This window comes from Microbacterium sp. (genome assembly GCF_043427715.1).
GTDB lineage: Bacteria > Actinomycetota > Actinomycetes > Actinomycetales > Microbacteriaceae > Microbacterium.
The window spans coordinates 1-19,107 of record NZ_JBHWTD010000035.1 but is presented as its reverse complement, the minus strand read 5'-3'; the positions used below and the strand labels follow the sequence as shown (position 1 = coordinate 19,107).

General features: G+C 69.2%; 20 protein-coding genes. 9 read left to right on the top strand and 11 right to left on the bottom strand.

What is annotated here, in order from left to right; all coding sequences use genetic code 11:
- The first annotated feature begins 79 nt into the window (after positions 1-79).
- Together secG and ACHFGS_RS03630 are read left to right on the top strand one after the other, a co-directional pair.
- Positions 80-328 carry a preprotein translocase subunit SecG gene (secG, locus tag ACHFGS_RS03635; RefSeq protein ID WP_394280083.1) on the top strand — a complete coding sequence of 83 codons (249 nt, stop codon included), beginning with the start codon at positions 80-82 and terminating at the stop codon, positions 326-328.
- Positions 328-684 (top strand): RNA polymerase-binding protein RbpA, encoded by a 357-nt coding sequence (locus ACHFGS_RS03630; RefSeq protein WP_394280084.1) that lies wholly within the window; start codon positions 328-330, stop codon positions 682-684. The genes secG and ACHFGS_RS03630 overlap by 1 nt, the downstream gene beginning before the upstream one ends.
- A gap of 54 nt (positions 685-738) precedes the next feature.
- Here ACHFGS_RS03630 and pgl read toward each other — a convergent pair whose 3' ends face one another.
- From pgl to tkt, 5 genes are read right to left on the bottom strand one after another with little or no spacing between them, the layout of a single operon-like run.
- Entirely contained in the window at positions 739-1,518 is a 780-nt protein-coding gene (gene pgl / locus ACHFGS_RS03625; protein ID WP_394280085.1) for a 6-phosphogluconolactonase, read from the bottom strand.
- A 7-nt stretch (positions 1,519-1,525) separates the two neighbouring features.
- Entirely contained in the window at positions 1,526-2,458 is a 933-nt protein-coding gene (locus tag ACHFGS_RS03620) for a glucose-6-phosphate dehydrogenase assembly protein OpcA (RefSeq protein ID WP_394280086.1), read from the bottom strand.
- Positions 2,455-4,002, bottom strand: coding sequence for a glucose-6-phosphate dehydrogenase (zwf, locus tag ACHFGS_RS03615; RefSeq protein ID WP_394280087.1), 1,548 nt, complete (start codon positions 4,000-4,002; stop codon positions 2,455-2,457). Before zwf ends, ACHFGS_RS03620 begins: the two co-directional genes overlap by 4 nt.
- 3 nt (positions 4,003-4,005) lie before the next feature.
- Positions 4,006-5,118: a transaldolase gene (gene tal / locus ACHFGS_RS03610; protein WP_394280088.1), complete on the bottom strand. Its 1,113-nt coding sequence runs from the start codon at positions 5,116-5,118 to the stop codon at positions 4,006-4,008.
- Positions 5,115-7,196 carry a transketolase gene (gene tkt / locus ACHFGS_RS03605; protein ID WP_394289156.1) on the bottom strand — a complete coding sequence of 694 codons (2,082 nt, stop codon included), beginning with the start codon at positions 7,194-7,196 and terminating at the stop codon, positions 5,115-5,117. The genes tal and tkt overlap by 4 nt, the downstream gene beginning before the upstream one ends.
- Positions 7,197-7,408: 212 nt before the next feature.
- Between tkt and ACHFGS_RS03600 the strand changes: the two genes are divergently transcribed.
- Positions 7,409-8,332, top strand: a complete 924-nt coding sequence (locus ACHFGS_RS03600; RefSeq protein ID WP_394280169.1) for a heme o synthase — start codon at positions 7,409-7,411, stop codon at positions 8,330-8,332.
- A 27-nt stretch (positions 8,333-8,359) separates the two neighbouring features.
- Here ACHFGS_RS03600 and ACHFGS_RS03595 read toward each other — a convergent pair whose 3' ends face one another.
- Both ACHFGS_RS03595 and ACHFGS_RS03590 read right to left on the bottom strand, forming a co-directional pair.
- Positions 8,360-8,731, bottom strand: coding sequence for a dinucleotide-utilizing enzyme (locus ACHFGS_RS03595; RefSeq protein WP_394280168.1), 372 nt, complete (start codon positions 8,729-8,731; stop codon positions 8,360-8,362).
- 84 nt (positions 8,732-8,815) lie between these two features.
- Complete coding sequence (locus ACHFGS_RS03590; RefSeq protein WP_394280167.1) at positions 8,816-9,733, bottom strand: heme A synthase; 918 nt, start codon at positions 9,731-9,733, stop codon at positions 8,816-8,818.
- Between the two features lie 229 nt (positions 9,734-9,962).
- Here ACHFGS_RS03590 and sufB point away from each other — a divergent pair, with 229 nt between their 5' ends.
- From sufB to ACHFGS_RS03560, 6 genes are all read left to right on the top strand, one after another.
- Positions 9,963-11,381, top strand: coding sequence for a Fe-S cluster assembly protein SufB (gene sufB, locus ACHFGS_RS03585; protein WP_394289155.1), 1,419 nt, complete (start codon positions 9,963-9,965; stop codon positions 11,379-11,381).
- On the top strand, positions 11,381-12,583 hold the full coding sequence (gene sufD, locus ACHFGS_RS03580) for a Fe-S cluster assembly protein SufD (RefSeq protein ID WP_394280165.1): 1,203 nt from the start codon (positions 11,381-11,383) through the stop codon (positions 12,581-12,583). Before sufB ends, sufD begins: the two co-directional genes overlap by 1 nt.
- Positions 12,580-12,909 carry a non-heme iron oxygenase ferredoxin subunit gene (locus ACHFGS_RS03575; protein ID WP_394280164.1) on the top strand — a complete coding sequence of 110 codons (330 nt, stop codon included), beginning with the start codon at positions 12,580-12,582 and terminating at the stop codon, positions 12,907-12,909. Before sufD ends, ACHFGS_RS03575 begins: the two co-directional genes overlap by 4 nt.
- A gap of 15 nt (positions 12,910-12,924) precedes the next feature.
- Complete coding sequence (sufC, locus tag ACHFGS_RS03570) at positions 12,925-13,695, top strand: Fe-S cluster assembly ATPase SufC (protein ID WP_394280163.1); 771 nt, start codon at positions 12,925-12,927, stop codon at positions 13,693-13,695.
- 9 nt (positions 13,696-13,704) lie between these two features.
- Entirely contained in the window at positions 13,705-14,034 is a 330-nt protein-coding gene (locus tag ACHFGS_RS03565; protein WP_394280162.1) for a metal-sulfur cluster assembly factor, read from the top strand.
- 76 nt (positions 14,035-14,110) lie between these two features.
- Complete coding sequence (locus ACHFGS_RS03560) at positions 14,111-15,301, top strand: MalY/PatB family protein (RefSeq protein ID WP_394280161.1); 1,191 nt, start codon at positions 14,111-14,113, stop codon at positions 15,299-15,301.
- On the opposite strand, the gene ACHFGS_RS03555 is transcribed toward ACHFGS_RS03560, so the two are convergent.
- The 4 genes from ACHFGS_RS03555 to ACHFGS_RS03540 all read right to left on the bottom strand — a co-directional run.
- Positions 15,264-16,166 (bottom strand): siderophore-interacting protein, encoded by a 903-nt coding sequence (locus ACHFGS_RS03555; protein ID WP_394280160.1) that lies wholly within the window; start codon positions 16,164-16,166, stop codon positions 15,264-15,266. The two genes, ACHFGS_RS03560 and ACHFGS_RS03555, sit on opposite strands and share 38 nt — an antisense overlap.
- Positions 16,163-16,987, bottom strand: coding sequence for an ABC transporter ATP-binding protein (locus tag ACHFGS_RS03550; RefSeq protein WP_394280159.1), 825 nt, complete (start codon positions 16,985-16,987; stop codon positions 16,163-16,165). The genes ACHFGS_RS03555 and ACHFGS_RS03550 overlap by 4 nt, the downstream gene beginning before the upstream one ends.
- A complete protein-coding gene (locus ACHFGS_RS03545) occupies positions 16,984-18,048 on the bottom strand; it encodes a FecCD family ABC transporter permease (RefSeq protein WP_394280158.1) in 1,065 nt (354 codons plus the stop codon). Before ACHFGS_RS03545 ends, ACHFGS_RS03550 begins: the two co-directional genes overlap by 4 nt.
- The coding region (locus ACHFGS_RS03540; RefSeq protein ID WP_394289154.1) for a FecCD family ABC transporter permease at positions 18,048-19,107 on the bottom strand (1,060 nt) is incomplete at its 5' end. The genes ACHFGS_RS03545 and ACHFGS_RS03540, both read right to left, overlap by 1 nt.

Here is a 19,107-nt window from a genome sequence, read left to right as displayed (position 1 = left end):
CAACTGGGTCCGCGCCGCGCAGACGGTATACTCGTGCTCTGTGCGCCGAGCCCCCGGCGACCCGAAAGGCTTTACCACTGTGGACATCCTCCAGCTCGTGCTGCAGGTGTTGCTGGGAATCACCAGCCTCCTGCTCACCCTCCTGATCCTTCTGCACAAGGGTCGCGGCGGCGGCCTCTCCGACATGTTCGGCGGCGGCATGAGCTCCGCGATGGGATCGTCGGGTCTCGCGGAGCGCAACCTCAACCGCTTCACGATCATCCTCGCGCTGGTCTGGTTCGTCACCATCGTCGCGCTCGGCCTCATCACGAAGTTCCAGGGCATCTGATGGCGACCGGGGGGAACGCGATTCGGGGCACCCGTGTGGGCGCCGGCCCCATGGGTGAGCAGGACCACGGACACCACGCCGACCGCGTGGCCGTCTCGTACTGGGACGCGATGGGCAACGAGACCGTCCGCTATTTCGCCGCCGGCATCTCGGAGGAGGAGATCCCCGAGACCATCGACTCGCCGCACTCGGGTCTGCCGGCGGGGCGCGACAAGGACAACCCGCCTGCCGTCGCGAAGACCGAGCCCTACAAGACGCACCTCGCCTACGTGAAGGAGCGTCGCAGCGAGGAGGAGGCCGACTCGATCCTCGACGACGCGCTCAAGCTCCTCCGCGAGCGTCGCGGCCAGGACTGACCCGCACCACTTCCGAACGCCACCCGTCCTCGACGTGGTGGCGTTCGTCGTTCGTCAGAAGTCCGGATCGATGAGTTCTTCGGGGACGTCGCCCGCGGCGGCCTCGTCGACGAAGAAGATCGTGTGACGGCGACCCTTGGCTCCGGCGGCCGGCACGGAGTGGTAGCTGGCACCGGCCAGGGCGAGCCCCAGCGCGGACGCCTTGTCAGCACCGGGCAGGATCATCCACACCCGACGGGCGGAGTTGATGACCCGGCGGGTCACGGTCAGCCGGTCGGACGGCGGGACGGGGGAGTGCCGCACCGGGAGGACGGCGTTGTCGAGGTCGGCGATCTCGGTGCGGTCGGGGAAGAGCGACGCGATGTGTCCGTCGGGCCCGACGCCGAGGAAGCATTCCGAGAAATCAGGCCACGGGTTCGCCCGCGCCGCGTGCCGTTCCAGGTCCTCCGCATAGGCCCGCGCAGCGGCATCGAGATCGATCCCGCCGTCGGACGCGGCGAAGGCGTGGACGTTCTCCTCGGGCAGGTCGATGTGCGAGAGCAGCGCATCGCGGGCCATCGAGACGTTGCGCTCGGGCGAATCCGCGGGGACGAAGCGCTCATCGGCCCACCAGAGGTGGACCCGCGACCAATCGACGTCCCGGCGCGCGTCGGCGGATCCGGCGGCGCGCAGGACCGCGGTGACGGCGGTGCCGCCACTGATGAGCAGGTGGGTCTGCTTGCCGGTGGCGGCGCGACGGCCGACGCGGTTGAGGAGGCGCGTGGCGACCTTCTCGGAGAGTGCGTCAGCGTCGGGGCTGACCACGACACGCTTCTCTGCTCGCAACTGCGCCATGGGTCTCCTAGCTCGTGGGCGGCTCGAGCGTCGCCCAGCCGTCCGTGATCACTCGACCATACAAGAGGTCGGGATCGAGTCGGCGCAGCTCCTCCGCCAAGCACTCGCGCAGCGAGCGACGCGGCAGCACGATGTCGTGGGTGGGCTGTCCCGGTTGGGTGAGAGTGGCCTCGCGCTCGTTCACGCGCTCGAGGACGATCTCACCCGACTCGCGCGACAGCTTGACCGAGCGGATGCCGTGGCTCCACTCCTCCTGCGGCGCGTACGTCCACCGCACCGGAACCTCGAGCTTCAGTCCGAGCCACGCGGCGAGGAGCCCGGTGGAGGGGGAGCTCCCCGCGCCGACCACCTCGACGGCGGTCACCGGCTCGTACGCCGGCTGGTCGAGGACAGCGGCGAGCTGCTCGCGCCAGTGCGTGAGACGGGTCCAGGCCAGGTCGGTGTCCCCTGGACGGTAGGAGACGCCGAGGGTGGAGAGCCGGTCGCCGACGAACGGCTTCGTGGAGGCATCGGTGATGCGGCGCTGCGCCATGCGTCCGATCGGCGAGCGGGCGGGGTCGGCCGGCGGATCCTCAGGCCACCAGGCGACGACCGGGGCGTCGGGCAGGAGCAGTCCGTTGACGAGACTCTCCTGGTTGCTCGCGGCGTCGCCGCGCGCGTGGAGGACCACGACCTCACTCGCGCCGGCGTCGCCGCCGACCCGGATCTGCGCGTCGAGTCCCGTGGCGCCCTCTGGCTCGATGACGAGGACGATGACGCGCATCGGGTGCTCGCGGGAGGCCGCGTTCGCCGCTTCGATGGCTTCCTCGTCGAACCCTCCGGTGGAGACGATGACGAGGGTGAGGACGCGACCGAGGGCAACCGCGCCGCCCTCCTCGCGCACGCTGACGAGCTTCTTGGCGATGACCGAGACGGTGGTGTCGGGCAGATCGACGATCACGGGCGCCTCCAGACGCGGCCGTCGCGGGCCAGGAGTTCATCGGCGGAAGGGGGTCCCCAGGAGCCGGGCGAGTACTGTTCGAGCGGCTCGTCCTGAGCCGCCCAGAACTCTTCGACGGGGTCGAGGATGCGCCACGACAGTTCGACCTCTTCGTGGCGGGGGAACAGCGGCGGATCGCCGAGGAGCACGTCGAGGATGAGGCGCTCATAGGCCTCGGGGCTGGACTCGGTGAAGGCGTGCCCGTAGCCGAAGTCCATCGTGACGTCGCGCACCTCGTTGCCGGCGCCGGGGACCTTCGAGCCGAACCGAAGGGTGACACCCTCGTCGGGCTGGATGCGGATGACGAGCGCGTTCTGCCCCAGCTGCAGCGCCTGGCTGCGCAGGAACAGCGTCGGCGGCGTGTGCTTGAAGACCACGGCGATCTCGGTGACCCGCCGGCCCAGCCGCTTGCCGGTGCGGAGGTAGAACGGGACGCCGTTCCAGCGCCGCGTCGCGATCTCGAGCTTGATGGCGGCGTAGGTCTCGGTGGTGGACTCCGGATCCATGCCTTCTTCGTCGAGGAAGCCGGTGACCTCCTCGCCGCCCTGCCAGCCGCCGGCGTACTGACCACGCGCGGTGGCGGTCGCCAAGTCTGCGGGGAGCTTGACGGCTGCGAGGACCTTCTCCTTCTCGGCGCGCAGGTGCGCGGCATCCAACGAGATGGGCTCCTCCATCGCCGTCAGCGCGAGCAGCTGCAGAAGGTGGTTCTGGATGACGTCGCGGGCTGCGCCGATGCCGTCGTAGTAGCCGGCTCGGCCGCCCACGCCGATGTCCTCGGCCATCGTGATCTGCACGTGGTCGACGTACTTCGCGTTCCAGAGCGGCTCGTAGAGCTCGTTGGCGAACCGCAGCGCCAGGATGTTCTGGACCGTCTCCTTGCCGAGGTAGTGGTCGATCCGGAAGATCGCGTCGGCGGGGAAGGCGACCTCGAGGGCCTCATTCAGCTCGCGAGCCGTCTGCAGATCGCTGCCGAACGGCTTCTCGATGACGACGCGCCGCCAGCGGTCCTCATCAGCGGTGTCGTCGACGAGTCCGGAGTCGCGGAGCTGTCGCGCCACGGTCGGGAAGTCCTTCGGCGGGATCGACAGGTAGTACGCGTGGTTGCCCATCGTGCCGCGCTCCACGTCGAGACGCTCGACGGTCTCGCGAAGCCGGGCGAACGACTCCTTGTCGTCGAACTCGCCCTGCACGAAGCGGATGCCCTGCAGCAACTGCTTCCAGGTCTCTTCACGGAACGGCGTCCGGGCGTGCTGGCGCACGGCTTCGTAGACGACCTCGGCGAAGTCCTGGTCCTCCCAGTCACGCCGGGCGAACCCGACGAGGGCGAAGCCCGGGGGGAGCAGGCCTCGGTTCGCGAGGTCGTAGACGGCTGGCATCAGCTTCTTGCGTGACAGGTCGCCGGTGACGCCGAAGATCACGAGGGCGCTCGGCCCCGCGATTCGGTTCAGTCGCCGGTCGTCCGGGTCGCGCAGCGGGTTGGACCCGCGGGAGATCGTGGCTGCCATCGTTCAGCGGGCGGCGTCGAGGGCCGTGCGCACGGTGGCCTGCAGGTCGTGCCACGAGACGATGAACTTGTCGACGCCTTCGTCCTCGAGCACCTGGGTGACGTCGACCAGGTCGATGCCGACCTCGGCGAGCTCGTCGAAGACGCGATGCGCGTCGGCGTAGTTGCCGGTGACGGTGTCGCCGGTGATCACGCCGTGGTCGAAGGTCGCCTCGAGGGTCTTCTCGGGCATCGTGTTCACAGTGCCGGGAGCGACGAGTTCGGTGACGTAGAGGGTGTCGGGCAGGGCGGGGTCCTTGACGCCGGTGGACGCCCACAGCGGACGCTGCACGTTGGCGCCCGCGGCGATCAGCTCGATGGCGCGCGGCTCGGCGAACGTCTTCTCGAAGAGCTCGTAGGCGAGACGCGCGTTGGCGAGCCCCGCCTTGCCCTTCAGGGCGGTGGCGGCCGAGGAGCCGAGGGCGTCCAGTCGCTTGTCGACCTCGGTGTCCACGCGGGAGACGAAGAACGACGCGACCGAGTGGATCGTCGCGATGTCGTGCCCGTTCGCGGCGGCCTGGCGGATGCCGGTGAGGTAGGCGTCCATGACGGCGGCGTAGCGCTCGAGGCTGAAAATCAGCGTCACGTTGACCGAGATGCCCTCGGCCAGCACTGCGGTGATCGCCGGGAGGCCCGCGAGGGTCGCGGGGATCTTGATGAGCGTGTTCGGCCGGTCGACCTTCGCCCACAGTTCCTTCGCCTGCGCGATCGTCGCCTCGGTGTCGTGCGCGAGGTCGGGGGAGACCTCGATGGACACGCGACCGTCAACACCGCCGGTCTTCTCGAACAGCGGGAGGAAGATCTCCGCGGCATCCCGGACATCGTTCGTCGTGATCTCGAAGATCGCCGTGTCGACGTCGGCGCCCGCGTTCGCGAGCGCCACCAGCGGTGCGTCGTACGAGTCGTCGGCGGTGTTGCCGATGGCGGCCTGGAAGATCGAGGGGTTCGTCGTCACACCGACGACGTCGCGGGTCTCGATCAGCTCGGCGAGGTTGCCGCTGTCGATGCGCGAGCGCGACAGGTCATCGAGCCAGATGCTGACGCCGGCGGCCGAGAGGTCTGCGGTGGGGGTGCTCATGCGTTCTCCTTGACGGTTGCGCGGGCCGCGTCGACGACGGCATCGGCGGTGACGCCGAACTTCTCGAACAGGGTCTTGTAGTCGGCCGATGCGCCGAAGTGGTCGATGCCGATGGAGCGGCCGCGGTCGCCCACGACAGAGCGCCACAGGCCGGTCGACCCCGCCTCGATCGAGACGCGGGCGGTGACGGCGGCCGGCAGCACCGACTCGCGGTACGCGGCGTCCTGCTCGGCGAACCACTCGAGGCTCGGCGCCGACACGACGCGCGCACCGATTCCGTCGGCGGCGAGCGTCTCGCGGGCGGCGACGGCGAGCTGGACCTCCGAGCCGGTCGCGATGAGGATCACGTCGGGCGTCCCCTCGGGCGCGTCGATGAGCACGTATGCGCCCTTGGCGACACCCTCCGTAGTCGCGAACCCGTCTTCGCCGCGCGGGAACACGGGGATGTTCTGGCGAGTGAGGGCGATGCCGGTGGGTCCGCCCTGACGGCGCAGGATCTCCAGCCACGCCGCTGCCGTCTCGTTGGCGTCAGCGGGACGGACGACCGTGAAGTTCGGGATGAGGCGGAGCGTCGCGAGCTGCTCGATCGGCTGGTGCGTGGGACCGTCCTCGCCGAGGGCGACGGAGTCGTGCGTCCACACGAAGATCGACGAGATATCCATGAGGGCGGCCAGGCGCACCGCGGGGCGCATGTAGTCGCTGAAGATCAGGAACGTGCCGCCGAAGGGCCGGGTGGGGCCGTGCAGCTTGATGCCGTTGACGATGGCGCCCATGGCGTGCTCGCGGATACCGAAGTGCAGCACCCGGCCGTACGGGTCACCGGACCACTCGTGCGTCGACCACTCGGCGGGGATGAAGCTCTTCGCCGACTTGATCGTCGTGAGGTTCGACTCAGCGAGGTCGGCCGAACCACCCCACAGTTCGGGAAGCTCCTCGGCGAGGGCGTTCAGGACGACACCCGACGCGGCACGGGTGGAGACGTCCTTGCCCGCTTCGAACGAGGGGAGTGCGTCGAGGATGCCGTCGGGAAGGGCGCCGGCCTCGAGGCGGTCGAGGAGTTGCTTCCGCTCCGGGTTGGCGGCTGCCCACGCGTCGAACGACTCCTGCCAGGCAGCGCGGTCGGTCGCAGCGCGCTCGGCGAGCCCGCGGGTGTGGGCGATGACGTCCTCGGCCACGTCGAAGGTCTTCTCGGGGTCGAAGCCGAGCACCTTCTTGGTCGCGGCGAGCTCGTCGCCGCCGAGGGCGGAGCCGTGGATCTTGCCGGTGTTCTGCTTGCCGGGGGAGGGCCAGCCGATGATCGTCTTCAGGATGATCAGGGACGGCTTGGCGGTCTCCGCCTTCGCGGCCTCGATCGCGGCGTGGAGCTCGGCGACGTCCTCGACGTAGTCGCCGCTCTTCTTCCAGTCGACCGTCTGCACCTGCCAGCCGTAGGCCTCGTAGCGGGCCTGGACGTCCTCGGTGAAGGCGACATTCGTGTCGTCCTCGATCGAGATCTGGTTGGAGTCGTAGATGGCGATCAGGTTGCCGAGCTGCTGGTGACCCGCGAGCGAGCCGGCCTCAGCGGTGACGCCCTCCTGCAGGTCGCCGTCGCCGGCGATCACGTAGACGTGGTGGTCGAACGGGGAGGTGCCCGCCGCGGCATCCGGGTCGAACAGGCCGCGCTCGTAACGGGCGGCGTACGCGAAGCCGACGGCGGAGGCGAGGCCCAGGCCGAGCGGGCCGGTCGTGATCTCGACGCCCATGGTGTGTCCGTACTCAGGGTGACCCGGGGTCAGCGAGCCCCACGTGCGCAGCGACTTCAGGTCGTCGAGCTCGAGGCCGAAGCCACCGAGGTACAGCTGCACGTACTGCGTGAGCGAGGAGTGGCCCGCCGAGAGGATGAAGCGGTCGCGGCCCAGCCAGTCGGTGTCAGTCGGGTCGTGACGGAGCACCCGCTGGTACAGCAGATACGCCGCCGGTGCGAGGCTCATCGCGGTTCCGGGGTGGCCGTTGCCGACCTTCTCCACCGCGTCGGCCGCCAGCACTCGTGCGGTGTCCACCGCGCGCCGGTCGATCTCGTCCCATACCAGTTCTGACACCTGGTCGCCTTTCGTGAGGGATTCGGCGCGAACGGCAGCCGCTCTCAAGAAGGGAGGGGGTCGTCCCGCGCGTCGGGGTTTCAGCATAGCGAGCGAGACCCCCGGCCGGGGCGCCGCACCGCCTCTGTGACGAAGGATGGCAATGGTTTGCCAACGATCCCCGCCGCGCCGATGGCGTAGACTCTTCGCGACGATCAACACCGGTGGGGACGATGGCAATCACAGAGACGGGCGCGCGCGCGACGCCGACCCGACCGTCCCTCGGCCGCACCGTCCGCGCCTACGTCCAGCTCACCAAGCCCCGCGTCCTCGAACTGCTGCTGGTGACGACCATCCCGGTGATGTTCCTCGCCGAGCAGGGTCTGCCCGATCTGTGGCTCATCCTCGCCACCGTCATCGGCGGCGCCGCCAGCGCCGGGTCTGCCGCGGCGTTCAACATGTACCTCGACCGGGACATCGACGCCCGGATGAAGCGCACCGTGAACCGCCCGCTGGTCACCGGCGAGGTCACCCCTCGCGGCGCGCTCATCTTCTCGTGGACGCTCGGGGTGGGCTCGGTCGTCTGGCTCTGGCTCACGACCAACTGGGTCGCCGCCACGCTCAGCGCCGCCGCGATCTTCTTCTACGTCGTCATCTACACGATCTGGCTCAAGCGCCGGACGGAGCAGAACATCGTCTGGGGCGGCATCGCCGGATGCTTCCCCGTCATCATCGGCTGGTCGGCGGTCACCGAGTCGCTGTCGTGGACGCCGTTCATCCTCTTCCTGCTCGTCTTCCTCTGGACGCCGCCGCACTACTGGCCGCTGTCGATGAAGTACAAGGGCGACTACGAAGAGGCTGAGGTGCCGATGCTCGGCGCGACGCGCGACGGCATCCAGGTCGGCCTGCAGGTCATCCTCTACGCCTGGGCCACGATCGCGAGCTCGCTGCTGCTGATCCCCGTCGCGGGGATGGGTCTCGTCTACACCGTGTCGGCCCTCGTTTTCGGTGGATGGTTCATCTACGAGTCCCACGTGCTGTACGCCCGCGCCGTGCGCGGCGAGCAGATCGAGCCGATGCGCGTCTTCCACGCGTCGATCACGTACCTGACGCTGCTGTTCGTCGCGATCGCGATCGACCCGCTGCTGCCCTTCTGAGCTGGCAGCGGGCCGATCCGTCCGCTGTCAGCGTGCCGAGGCGGGGACGTCCTCAGTCGTGGTGAGCTCGGCGTCGTCCAGTGCGACGTCGTCCTGGTCGTCGAACTCGGTCTCCTCGAGGACCACGGGGGCAGGAGTGCGCACGACGCTCCGGAGTGCGCCGATGGTCGCCGCGAGGGCGAGGCCGATGAGACCGGCGCCGATGAGGATCGCGCCGAGGACGGCCTGGATCTGACCGACGTAGACCTCGACACCGGTCGCGGTCCCCTCGGTGAGCGCGGTCTCCATGAGTCCGAGCTTGTCGATCAGGAGATAAGCACCCACGGAGGTGCTGGCGAGGGAGCCGACGATCAGCAGCCAGAACGGGATGCTGCGGACGAGGCTGGGGTGGGTGGACATGAGTCTCCTCGGTTCGGGGACGCGACGCATTCCGTCGCGGCGTCCCAGCCTGAGCGGTCGACCAGGGTCGATCCGATGAGACCCCTATGCGTTTGCTGTGTCGACCTGACGCTTCATCGACAGGACGGAGAGCGTCATGGCGGCTCCGAGCAGGGCGGCGAGCACCATGTGCGCGCCCACGGCCAGTTCGGGCAGTCCGTTGCGGGCCTGGAAGAGCCCGACGGCGATCTGCACGATCTCCAGCAGCAGCAGCGTCGTGATCCAGAAGCGGGTCGGCAGTCCCTTCAGCCAGGCGATGACGACGAGGGCGAGCGTCGCGGCGAGCAGCGCGTAGCTCGGCCACGCGTGGACGTGTTCGAGGACCTCCGCGTTGAAGCCGTTGCGGCCGGCCGCCGCGTCGCCCGAGTGGGGGCCCGCGCCGGTCGTGAGGACGCCGAAGGCGATCGTGAGGGCCAGCAGCAGGGTCGCGACGTGCGTCAGGATCGCGTAAGCGCGCGGCACGGCGCTCTCGCGCGGACCGGGCGTGCGGTTCAGGCGGAAGAGGAACGCGGCGCAGACGCTCACCATGGCGACGGATGCCACGTAGTGGAATCCGACGATGAAGGGGTTCAGCCCGGTCAGCACCGTGATGCCGCCGACGATCGCCTGGGCGACGACGCCGCCCAGCACGACGAGGGCGAGGATGAAGAGGTCCCGGCGCTCGCGGCGGATCTTCCACACCAGCGCGACGACGACGAGGGCGAGGATGCCGACGAGACCCGTCAGCGTCCGGTTGCCGAACTCGATCGCGCCGTGGATGCCCATCTCCGGGGTCGCGATGAGGGATTCGGCCGTGCAGGTGGGCCACGTCGGGCAGCCGAGGCCGGATCCGGTGAGTCGCACGGCGCCACCGGTGGCGATGATGAGGACCTCGGCGAGGAACGACAGCCACGCGAACACCCGCAGCGGGCGGCCGATGCCCTGGTCCTGGCGGGCGTGCGTGACGGTGTCGGTCGAGGTCATCGGGAACGCTTCCTGGGCGAAGGCGGCACGCCGGGGATGGTGGCGGTGCCTGTAGAATGAGGGGGTCGGGGCGCGCGAGACAGCGTCGCGCTGCACCCCCATCGATTGTAGGCGCGGATCCCGCACCGTCAGAGTGGCCCAAGAATCGGCATCCCCCTCCCATCACTCCATGCGAGATCGGGAATGCCGGGACGGATGACACCGTTGCGGCCCATGAGGAGGAAATGTCATGTCGGATGTCCTGATCGACCGTCCGGAGCTCGAAGGTCTGGGGGTGTACGAGTTCGGCTGGCACGACCCTGACGCCGCGGGCGCCAGCGCGAAGCGCGGCCTCAGCGAGGCTGTCGTCCGCGACATCTCCGCACTCAAGTCCGAGCCCGAATGGATGCTGAAGACCCGTCTGAAGGGTCTCTCCCTGTTCGACCGCAAGCCCATGCCCACGTGGGGTGCGGACCTGTCGGAGATCGACTTCGACAACATCAAGTACTTCGTGCGCTCCACCGAGAAGCAGGCGCAGTCCTGGGAGGACCTCCCCGAGGACATCCGGAACACGTACGAGAAGCTCGGCATCCCGGAGGCGGAGCGTGCGCGCCTCGTCGCCGGTGTCGCGGCTCAGTACGAGTCCGAGGTGGTCTACCACCAGATCAACGAGGAGCTCGAGAAGCAGGGTGTCATCTTCATGGACACCGACACCGCCCTCCGTGAGCACCCGGAGTTCTTCGAGGAGTACTTCGGCACCGTCATCCCGTCCGGCGACAACAAGTTCGCCGCGCTGAACACGGCCGTCTGGTCGGGCGGCTCGTTCGTCTACGTCCCGCCGGGCGTGCACGTCGAGATCCCACTGCAGGCCTACTTCCGCATCAACACGGAGAACATGGGCCAGTTCGAGCGGACGCTCATCATCGCCGACGAGGGCAGCTACGTGCACTACATCGAAGGGTGCACGGCCCCCATCTACAAGAGTGACTCGCTGCACTCGGCCGTCGTCGAGATCATCGTGAAGAAGAACGCCCGCGTTCGCTACACGACGATCCAGAACTGGTCGAACAACGTCTACAACCTGGTCACGAAGCGTGCCGTCGCGCACGAGGGCGCGACGATGGAGTGGGTCGATGGCAACATCGGCTCCAAGGTGACGATGAAGTACCCGTCGATCTATCTCATGGGTGAGCACGCCAAGGGCGAGACCCTGTCGGTCGCGTTCGCCGGTCCCGGTCAGCACCAGGACGCCGGCGCGAAGATGATCCACATGGCTCCGTACACGCAGTCGTCGATCGTCTCGAAGTCGATCGCCCGCGGCGGTGGCCGTGCCGGCTACCGCGGCGAAGTCCGCGTCGACGCGAACGCCCACCACTCCGCGAACACCGTCCGCTGCGACGCCCTGCTCGTGGACACGATCTCCCGCAGTGACACGTACCCCGCCATCGACATCCGCGTCGACGACGTGCAGCTCGGTCATGAGGCGACCGTCTCCAAGGTCAGTGAAGAGCAGCTCTTCTACCTGATGAGCCGAGGGATGCCGGAGGACGAGGCGATGGCCATGATCGTCCGAGGCTTCATCGAGCCCATCGCCCGTGAACTGCCCATGGAGTACGCCATCGAGCTCAACAAGCTCATCGAGATGGGCATGGAAGGATCCGTCGGCTGATGACGACCACCACCGAGGCCCCCGCCGCCGGCGCGAAGGGCCACACCGACCCTGCGGGCGCGCTGGTCGGCGGCACCGCCGTCGTCCCCGTCCAGACCCGCTCCGAGCGGCCCTGGTCGTTCGACCCCGCCGACTTCGCGACGCCCACCGGGCGCGAGGTCAACTGGAAGCACACCCCGCTCGCACGCCTGCAGTCGCTGCTGCTGAACGAGCCCGCGCCCCACGACGTCATCGGCGTCGAGGTCGAGGGCGCCGCAGGGCTCGAGCAGGGGCGTCTCACCGTCGGCCAGTCGCCGCGTGGTGAGGTCTTCCGTCCCGAAGACCTGCCGAGCGCGATCGCGTGGGCTCAGGAGGCCGAGGCTCCGCTGCTGCGGATCCCCGCCGGCGTCGAACTCGACGAGCCCGTCGTCGTCCGTCTCACCGGACGAGGCGGCGTCGCGCATGCGCACGTCGTGATCGAGGCGCAGGCCAACTCGCGCGGGACGATCATCCTCCGCCACGAGGGCACCGCAGAGCAGGCGCAGAACGTCGAGATCATCGTCCGCGACGGTGCCGCACTGACCGTCGTGTCGGTGCAGCGCTGGGACGACGACGCCGTGCACCTCTCCGCGCACCAGGCGCGCGTCGACCGCGACGCCACCCTGACCCACATCGTGGTCAGCCTCGGCGGCGCCGTGGTCCGCGTGAACCCGTCCGTCGAGCTCGCCGGAGCCGGTGCGAACGGCAACCTGTACGGGCTGTCGTTCTCGGATGCCGGTCAGCACCTGGAGAGCCAGGTGTACCTGCACCACAAGGGTCCGCACACCGTGGGCGATGTGCTCTACAAGGGTGCCCTCCAGGGCGCGAGCGCACGGAGCGTCTGGATCGGCGACGTCCTCATCGGGCCGGATGCCGTCGGCACCGACTCGTACGAGGCCAACCGCAACCTGGTGCTCACCGACGGCGCGCGTGCCGACTCGATCCCGAACCTCGAGATCGAGACCGGCGACATCGTCGGGGCCGGCCACGCCAGCGCGACGGGTCGCTTCGACGACGAGCAGCTGTTCTACCTGCAGGCTCGCGGCATCGATGAGGAGGAGGCACGCCGCCTCGTCGTCCTCGGGTTCCTCATCGAGATCGTCCAGAAGCTCGGCATCCCCTCGCTCGAGGAGGAGTTCACCGCGGCGATCGAAGCCGAACTCGCCGGGGAGCCCGCTGCATGACCGCGAAGAAGGTCCTTCAGCTGAGCGACCTCACTCAGGACACCGCGACGCGGGTCGAGATCGACGGCGTCGCGATCGCGGTCGTCCTCGACGGCAACGGCGAGGTCCACGCGATCGGCGACACCTGCACGCACGGCGACATCTCTCTCGCGGAGGGGTTCGTCGAGGGCGACACGCTCGAGTGCTGGGCCCACGGTTCGGCGTTCTCGCTGCGCACCGGACGTCCCCTGAACCTGCCGGCGTACGAGCCGGTCCCTGTCTACGAGGTCACGATCGAGGGGGACGATGTCCTCATCGACCCCGCGGTGACCAAAGCTGTGAACTGAAGAAAGAAGCCTGACATGTCTGTCCTCGAGATCCGCGACCTCCACGTGACGGTCGAGACCGAAGCCGGCGAGACCCCGATCCTCAACGGTGTCACCCTCACGGTGCGCACCGGCGAGACCCACGCGATCATGGGCCCCAACGGCTCGGGCAAGTCGACCCTCGCCTATACGATCGCCGGCCACCCGAAGTACACCGTGACCTCCGGCTCCATCACCTTCGACGGTCAGGACGTTCTCGAGATGTCGGTCGACGAGCGTGCCCGTGCGGGTCTGTTCCTCGCCATGCAGTACCCCGTCGAGATCCCCGGCGTCACCGTCACCAACTTCCTCCGCACCGCGAAGACCGCGATCGACGGCGAAGCGCCCTCGATCCGGGCGTGGAGCAAGGACGTCAAGCAGGCGATGAAGAACCTGCGCATGGACCCGAAGTTCGCGGCGCGCAACGTCAACGAGGGCTTCTCCGGCGGTGAGAAGAAGCGTCACGAGATCCTGCAGCTCGAGCTCCTCCAGCCCAAGCTCGCCGTGCTCGACGAGACCGACTCCGGCCTCGACGTCGACGCGCTGAAGATCGTCTCCGAGGGCGTCAACCGTGCGAAGGAGCAGACCGACATGGGCGTGCTCCTCATCACGCACTACACGCGCATCCTCCGCTACATCAAGCCCGACTTCGTCCACGTGCTGGTGGGCGGCCGCGTCGCCGAGGAGGGCGGCCCCGAGCTGGCGGCACGCCTCGAGGAAGAGGGTTACGACCGTTTCCTCGCCCCGGTTGACGCCGACGAGGCCTAGGATCATCGCATGACCGAGACCCTCGCACCCGAGAAGTACGACGAGGTCACCGAGGCCCTCAAGGACGTCATGGATCCCGAACTCGGGATCAACGTCGTCGACCTGGGCCTGATCTACGACCTCGGCTGGGATGACGAGAACGACGCCCTCGTCATCCACATGACCCTCACCTCCGCCGGGTGTCCGCTGACCGACGTGCTCGAGGAGCAGACCGGTCAGGCCCTGGACGGCGTCGTGGAGCGGTTCCGGATCAACTGGGTCTGGATGCCGCCGTGGGGACCGGAGCGGATCACCGATGACGGCCGCGACATGATGCGCGCCCTCGGCTTCTCGATCTGACTTCCCGCGCCCCAGCCGGATGTCACGTGCGTTCACGCACGCGGCATCCGGCTTTTCGCGTCATTAGGCTCGGGGCGTGACCGTCCTTCCTCTCGACGCCCTCCCGCTGGAGACCCTGCGTCGCCGATCGAGCTCGAAATGGCGCACATACGGCGATGACGTGATCCCGATGTTCGTGGCGGAGACCGACTTCCCCCTCGCCGAGCCCATCACTCGCGCTCTGAGCGAGGCCGTCGCCCTCGGCGACACCGGGTACACCCCGCCGCGGCACGGCCTCGCCGAAACGTTCGCCGCTTTCGCGCGAAGGCGCCTGGGGTGGGACGTGGATGCCACGCGCGTGCGCACCACGGGCGACGTCATGATGGGCGTGGTCGAACTGATCCGAGCGCTCACCGAACCGGGGGATCGCGTCGTCATCGCCCCGCCGGTGTACCCGCCGTTCGCGATGTGCACGGAGGAGGCAGGGGCCGTCGTCGACGAGGTCCCGCTGCGCGACACCGGCGACGGCTGGGAGCTCGACGTCGACGGCATCGATACGGCGCTGGCTGCCGGAGCCCGCGTCGTGCTGGTCTGCAACCCGCACAACCCGACGGGGACCGTCCACACGCGGGAGTCTCTCGCCGCGATCGCCGCCTCGGCGCGCCGGTACGGCGCGGCCGTCATCAGCGACGAGATCCACGCGCCGCTGGTGCACGACGCGGCATCCTTCACGCCCTTCCTCGCGGCATCCGAGGACGCGGCGGCCGTCGGCTACACCGTCACGAGCGCGTCGAAGGCGTACAACCTCGCCGGGCTCAAATGCGCTGTCATGGTGACAGCCTCCGACCAGGCGACTCGAATCGTGCGGGGGCTGCCCAAAGAGGTGGAGTGGCGGACCGGTCTGTTCGGCGTCCACGCGGCGATCGCCGCGTTCAGCGAGGAATCCGATGCCTGGCTCGACGGCCTGCGCGCAGCGCTCGACGGCAACCGGCACCTGGTGGCCGATCTTCTCGCCGAGCATCTGCCGCTCGCGCGATACCGGATTCCCCAGGCGGGATATCTCGCCTGGATCGACCTGTCCGCCTACGGCTGGGGCGATGACCCCGCGCGACGGATCCTCAAGGAGGCGGGGGTGGCGTTGCACCACGGGCCGCTGTTCGGGGCGTCCGGTGTGGGCCACGTGCGCCTGAACTTCGGGTGTTCACCCGAGCTGCTGCGCACCGCGATCGAGAGAATCGGGGCGATGGCGGTCAGTTCTCCGCGCGTCCCTCACGCCAGTACCCCATGAACGCGACGGCCCGGCGGTCCACGCCGTGATCGGTCACGAGCGCCCGTCGGAGGGTCTTGATGGCGGCGGACTCGCCGGCGAGCCACGCGTAGAGCGGAGCGCTCTTCAGCGCCGCCCCGCCCTTGGCGGTGCGGGGGACCTCCCACAGGATGCCTTCGTCGATGTCGACCTCCTCGACCTCGGCGCCGCGTCCGGCCGGAGCGAGCAGGGCCGCCGTGTCGATCGCCTCGGGGACGAGGTGTGCGTGCCGCCGACCCGCGGGCCGGGCGCCCACGTGGTAGCGGAACCCGGGGTGGTGCGGCAGGTAGGCGGCGTCCTCGGGGTGGGGGAGTTCGAGCACCACGACACCGCTCGCCGACTCGGGGAGCTGCTCCAGGATGACCGCCACGGCCGGTGCGGCGGTCTCGTCACCGGCGAGCAGGATGTGATCGGTCGCCGCGGGCGGCACGAAGTCGATGCCGTAGCTCACCCCGGTGTGCGCCCGCGTGGGGGCGAAGATGAGCACCTCGTCGCCGACCATGGCTCGGTCGATCCACGCGGAGGCCGGGCCGATGACGTCGTGCGCGACCATGTCGACGTCGACCTCGCGCGCGTCGTTGCGGACGGCGCGGGTCGTGTACGTGCGGAAGGCGGGTCGGGACTGCTCGGGGAGCGCCCGCCATTCGAGGTACCAGTCATCGCCGGTGGGCATCGCGTCCAGACCCGCCTCGCCGCTCGGGAAGACGATCTTGATGCGCTGATCGAAGCCAGGGTCGCCGTAGTCGGCGAGGTCGGGGCCGCCGAACGTGAACCTGCGGAAGCTCGGCGTGAGGTCGGTGACGGCGGTGACGGTGGCTCGGAAGAAGCGGGAGGTGGAAGCGGTCATCGGGTGTCTCCGGTGTGCGAGGCGAGGATGTGGTGTCGACCGCGGGGGAGCACGATCGGCGACCCGGAGACCGGGTCGGGGATGACGACGGAATCGAGGTCGAAGACGTCGCGCATGAGTTCGGCGGTGACCACGTCTTCCGGCGTGCCGTGCGCGACGAGGCGCCCGGCTTTCAGCGCGAACAGGTGGTCCGCGTAGCGCGCGGCGAGATTGATGTCGTGCAGGACCATGACGATCGTCGTGCCGCGTCGGCGGTTCAGATCGGTCAGGAGGTCGAGGACCTCGACCTGGTGGGCCACGTCGAGGAACGTCGTCGGTTCGTCCAGGAGCAGGATGTCGGTCTCCTGCGCGAGTGCCATCGCGATCCACACGCGCTGACGCTGTCCGCCGGAGAGTTCGTCCATCGCCCGGTCGGCGAGGTCCGAGACGCCGGTGGCCGCGAGGGCTTCGGCGACCGCGCGGTCGTCGTCGGCCGTCCACGAGCGGAACAGCGTCTGGTGCGGATGGCGACCGCGACCGACCAGTTCGGCGACGACGATGCCTTCGGGGGCGATCGGCTGCTGCGGCAGCAGCCCGAGAGTGCGGGCGAGCTCTTTCGTCGGGATCCGGTCGATCGCCTTGCCGTCGAGGACGACCTCTCCGCCCGTGGGCGAGACGAGCCGTGACACGGTCTTCAGGAGGGTCGACTTGCCGCACGCGTTGGCGCCGACGATGACGCTGATCCGGCCGGCGGGGATCGTGAGGTCCACACCGTCCACGATCGTGCGGCTGCCGTAGCCGGAGATGAGCGCGCGGGTCTCGAGCAGGTGGTGTTCGGTCATGAGGAACCTCCGCGGCGGCTGGTCCGGACGAGCAGGTAGAGAAGATACGGCGCACCGAGGATGCCGGTGATGACGCCGACGGGGAACTTCGTGCCGAAGGCGAACTGACCGACGAGGTCGGCGGCCAGGACGAGGCAGGCGCCGGTGAGCGCGGCGGGGAGGATCACCGATGTGCCCGGTCCGACGATGCGCGCCGCGATCGGTCCGGCGAGGAAGGAGACGAAGGCGATCGGACCGGTGGTGGCGGTGGCGAAGCACGCGAGGCCGACGGCCGCCACCACGAGGAGCAGGCGGGTGCGGTCGACCTTCACCCCGAGGGACGTCGCCGACGCGTCGCCGAGTTCGAGGGTGTTCAGATCGCGGCTCAGGAAGAGCACGATCGGGACGAGGATCGCGACGGCGATCCCGAGCGTCGGCACCTCGTCCATACGGGAGCCGTTGAGGCTGCCGGTCAGCCAGCGCGCGGCGACGAGGACGTCGTAGACGTTCGCCCGGACGATGAGGAACGAGACGACCGAATCGAGCATCGCGCCGACGCCGATGCCGATCAGGATGAGCCGGCCACCGGTCGAGGTGCCCCCGCGGGCTGCGAGATAGATGATGAGGGCGGTGAGGATACCCGCGACGAGAGACAGCGCACTCGTGGCGGCGTGGCTCCACCCCAGCACGATGAGGGACAGGATCGCGGCGGCGCTGGCGCCGGAGGTGATGCCGATCACGTCGGGACTCGCGAGCGGGTTGCGGAGCATCGTCTGGAAGGTTGCGCCGGCGACGCCGAACGCGATGCCGGCGAGGACAGCCGTGATCGCCCGGGGGATCCGCAGCGTGCCGACGGTGAACGATGCGCCTTGCACCTGCTGTCCGAACATCACCGCGAGGACGTCGCCGGGCGAGTAGATCGTGTTGCCGAGCATGAGCATCGCGGCGATGAGGAGCAGGAGGAGTGCTCCGAGGCACGACATCGCGATGACCCGGCGCCGCGTGCGGCGGCGACGGCCGAGACGGACCTGTTCGATCTGCTCGTCGGCGGACAGCTCGAGGGGGGCGAGGAGTGTCGGCATCAGAGCCCCCTCAGGCGGGTGCGACGGGCGATGGCGATCAGCACCGGAGCACCGAGGAACGCGGTGACGATGCCAGCTTCGACCTCGCTGGGGAAGCCGATGACGCGGCCGATCGTGTCGGCGAGGACGAGGAGGATCGCGCCTCCGACGGCCGACAACGGGAGGAGCCACCGCTGGTCGGGTCCCGACACCATGCGGACGATATGGGGCACCATGAGCCCGACGAATCCGATCGGGCCGGCGACCGCGGTGACGGCTGCGCACAGTGCGACGCCGGCGATGGCGGCGATGAGGCGGATGCGGCCCACGTGGACGCCGAGGCCGATCGCCAGCTCGTCGCCGAGGGCGAGGGCGTTCAGTGCCGAGGCGCAGACGATCGCGACGGCCGCGCCGATGAGGAGCACAGGGGCGACGACCGCCATCGTCTCCCAGGTGGCGCGGCCGACGTTGCCGACCTGCCAGTACCGGAACTCGTCCATGACGTTCTGACGGGGAAGGAGGATGGCGGAGACGACCGAGCTCAGCGCCGCCGTGGTCGCCGCGCCGGCGAGTGCGAGCTTGATCGGCGTCGTTCCACCGGCGCCGATGGAGCCGATGAAGTACACGAAGACGGCGGTGATCGCGGCGCCGATGAAGGCGAGCGCGAGGTAGCCGGTGGCGCTCGTGACACCGAGGAACGCGATGCCGGACACGACGGCCAGCGCGGCGCCCGTGTTGACGCCGAGGATGCCGGGATCGGCGAGCGGGTTGCGGGTGATCGCCTGCATGAGCGCGCCGGAGAGCGCGAGGGCGGCTCCGGCGATGAGCGCGAGCACCGTCCGGGGGATGCGGCTCTGGACGGCGATCGCTCCGATGTCGGTGGGCGTCTCGCCGCGGAGCCACAGCGTGATGCCGTTCACGACCTCATCGACCGACACCGGGCGGGAACCGAAGGCCAGCGACAGGGTGATCGAGACCAGGAGCGCGACGGCCCCGAGGATCAGGATCGCCACGCGGCGCCGCGCGCCCACCGGAGAGGCGGTCGCGCGGCGTGCGGTGCTGGCTGCGGTGGTCACAGAG

Coding starts and splice junctions, on each gene's coding strand:
- ACHFGS_RS03630 (WP_394280084.1), top strand. CDS start 328: ATGGCGACCGGGGGGAACGCGATTCGGGGCACCCGTGTGGGCGCCGGC.
- pgl (WP_394280085.1), bottom strand. CDS start 1,518: ATGGCGCAGTTGCGAGCAGAGAAGCGTGTCGTGGTCAGCCCCGACGCT.
- zwf (WP_394280087.1), bottom strand. CDS start 4,002: ATGGCAGCCACGATCTCCCGCGGGTCCAACCCGCTGCGCGACCCGGAC.
- tal (WP_394280088.1), bottom strand. CDS start 5,118: ATGAGCACCCCCACCGCAGACCTCTCGGCCGCCGGCGTCAGCATCTGG.
- ACHFGS_RS03600 (WP_394280169.1), top strand. CDS start 7,409: ATGGCAATCACAGAGACGGGCGCGCGCGCGACGCCGACCCGACCGTCC.
- ACHFGS_RS03595 (WP_394280168.1), bottom strand. CDS start 8,731: ATGTCCACCCACCCCAGCCTCGTCCGCAGCATCCCGTTCTGGCTGCTG.
- ACHFGS_RS03590 (WP_394280167.1), bottom strand. CDS start 9,733: ATGACCTCGACCGACACCGTCACGCACGCCCGCCAGGACCAGGGCATC.
- sufB (WP_394289155.1), top strand. CDS start 9,963: ATGTCGGATGTCCTGATCGACCGTCCGGAGCTCGAAGGTCTGGGGGTG.
- sufD (WP_394280165.1), top strand. CDS start 11,381: ATGACGACCACCACCGAGGCCCCCGCCGCCGGCGCGAAGGGCCACACC.
- ACHFGS_RS03575 (WP_394280164.1), top strand. CDS start 12,580: ATGACCGCGAAGAAGGTCCTTCAGCTGAGCGACCTCACTCAGGACACC.
- sufC (WP_394280163.1), top strand. CDS start 12,925: ATGTCTGTCCTCGAGATCCGCGACCTCCACGTGACGGTCGAGACCGAA.
- ACHFGS_RS03565 (WP_394280162.1), top strand. CDS start 13,705: ATGACCGAGACCCTCGCACCCGAGAAGTACGACGAGGTCACCGAGGCC.
- ACHFGS_RS03555 (WP_394280160.1), bottom strand. CDS start 16,166: ATGACCGCTTCCACCTCCCGCTTCTTCCGAGCCACCGTCACCGCCGTC.
- ACHFGS_RS03550 (WP_394280159.1), bottom strand. CDS start 16,987: ATGACCGAACACCACCTGCTCGAGACCCGCGCGCTCATCTCCGGCTAC.
- ACHFGS_RS03545 (WP_394280158.1), bottom strand. CDS start 18,048: ATGCCGACACTCCTCGCCCCCCTCGAGCTGTCCGCCGACGAGCAGATC.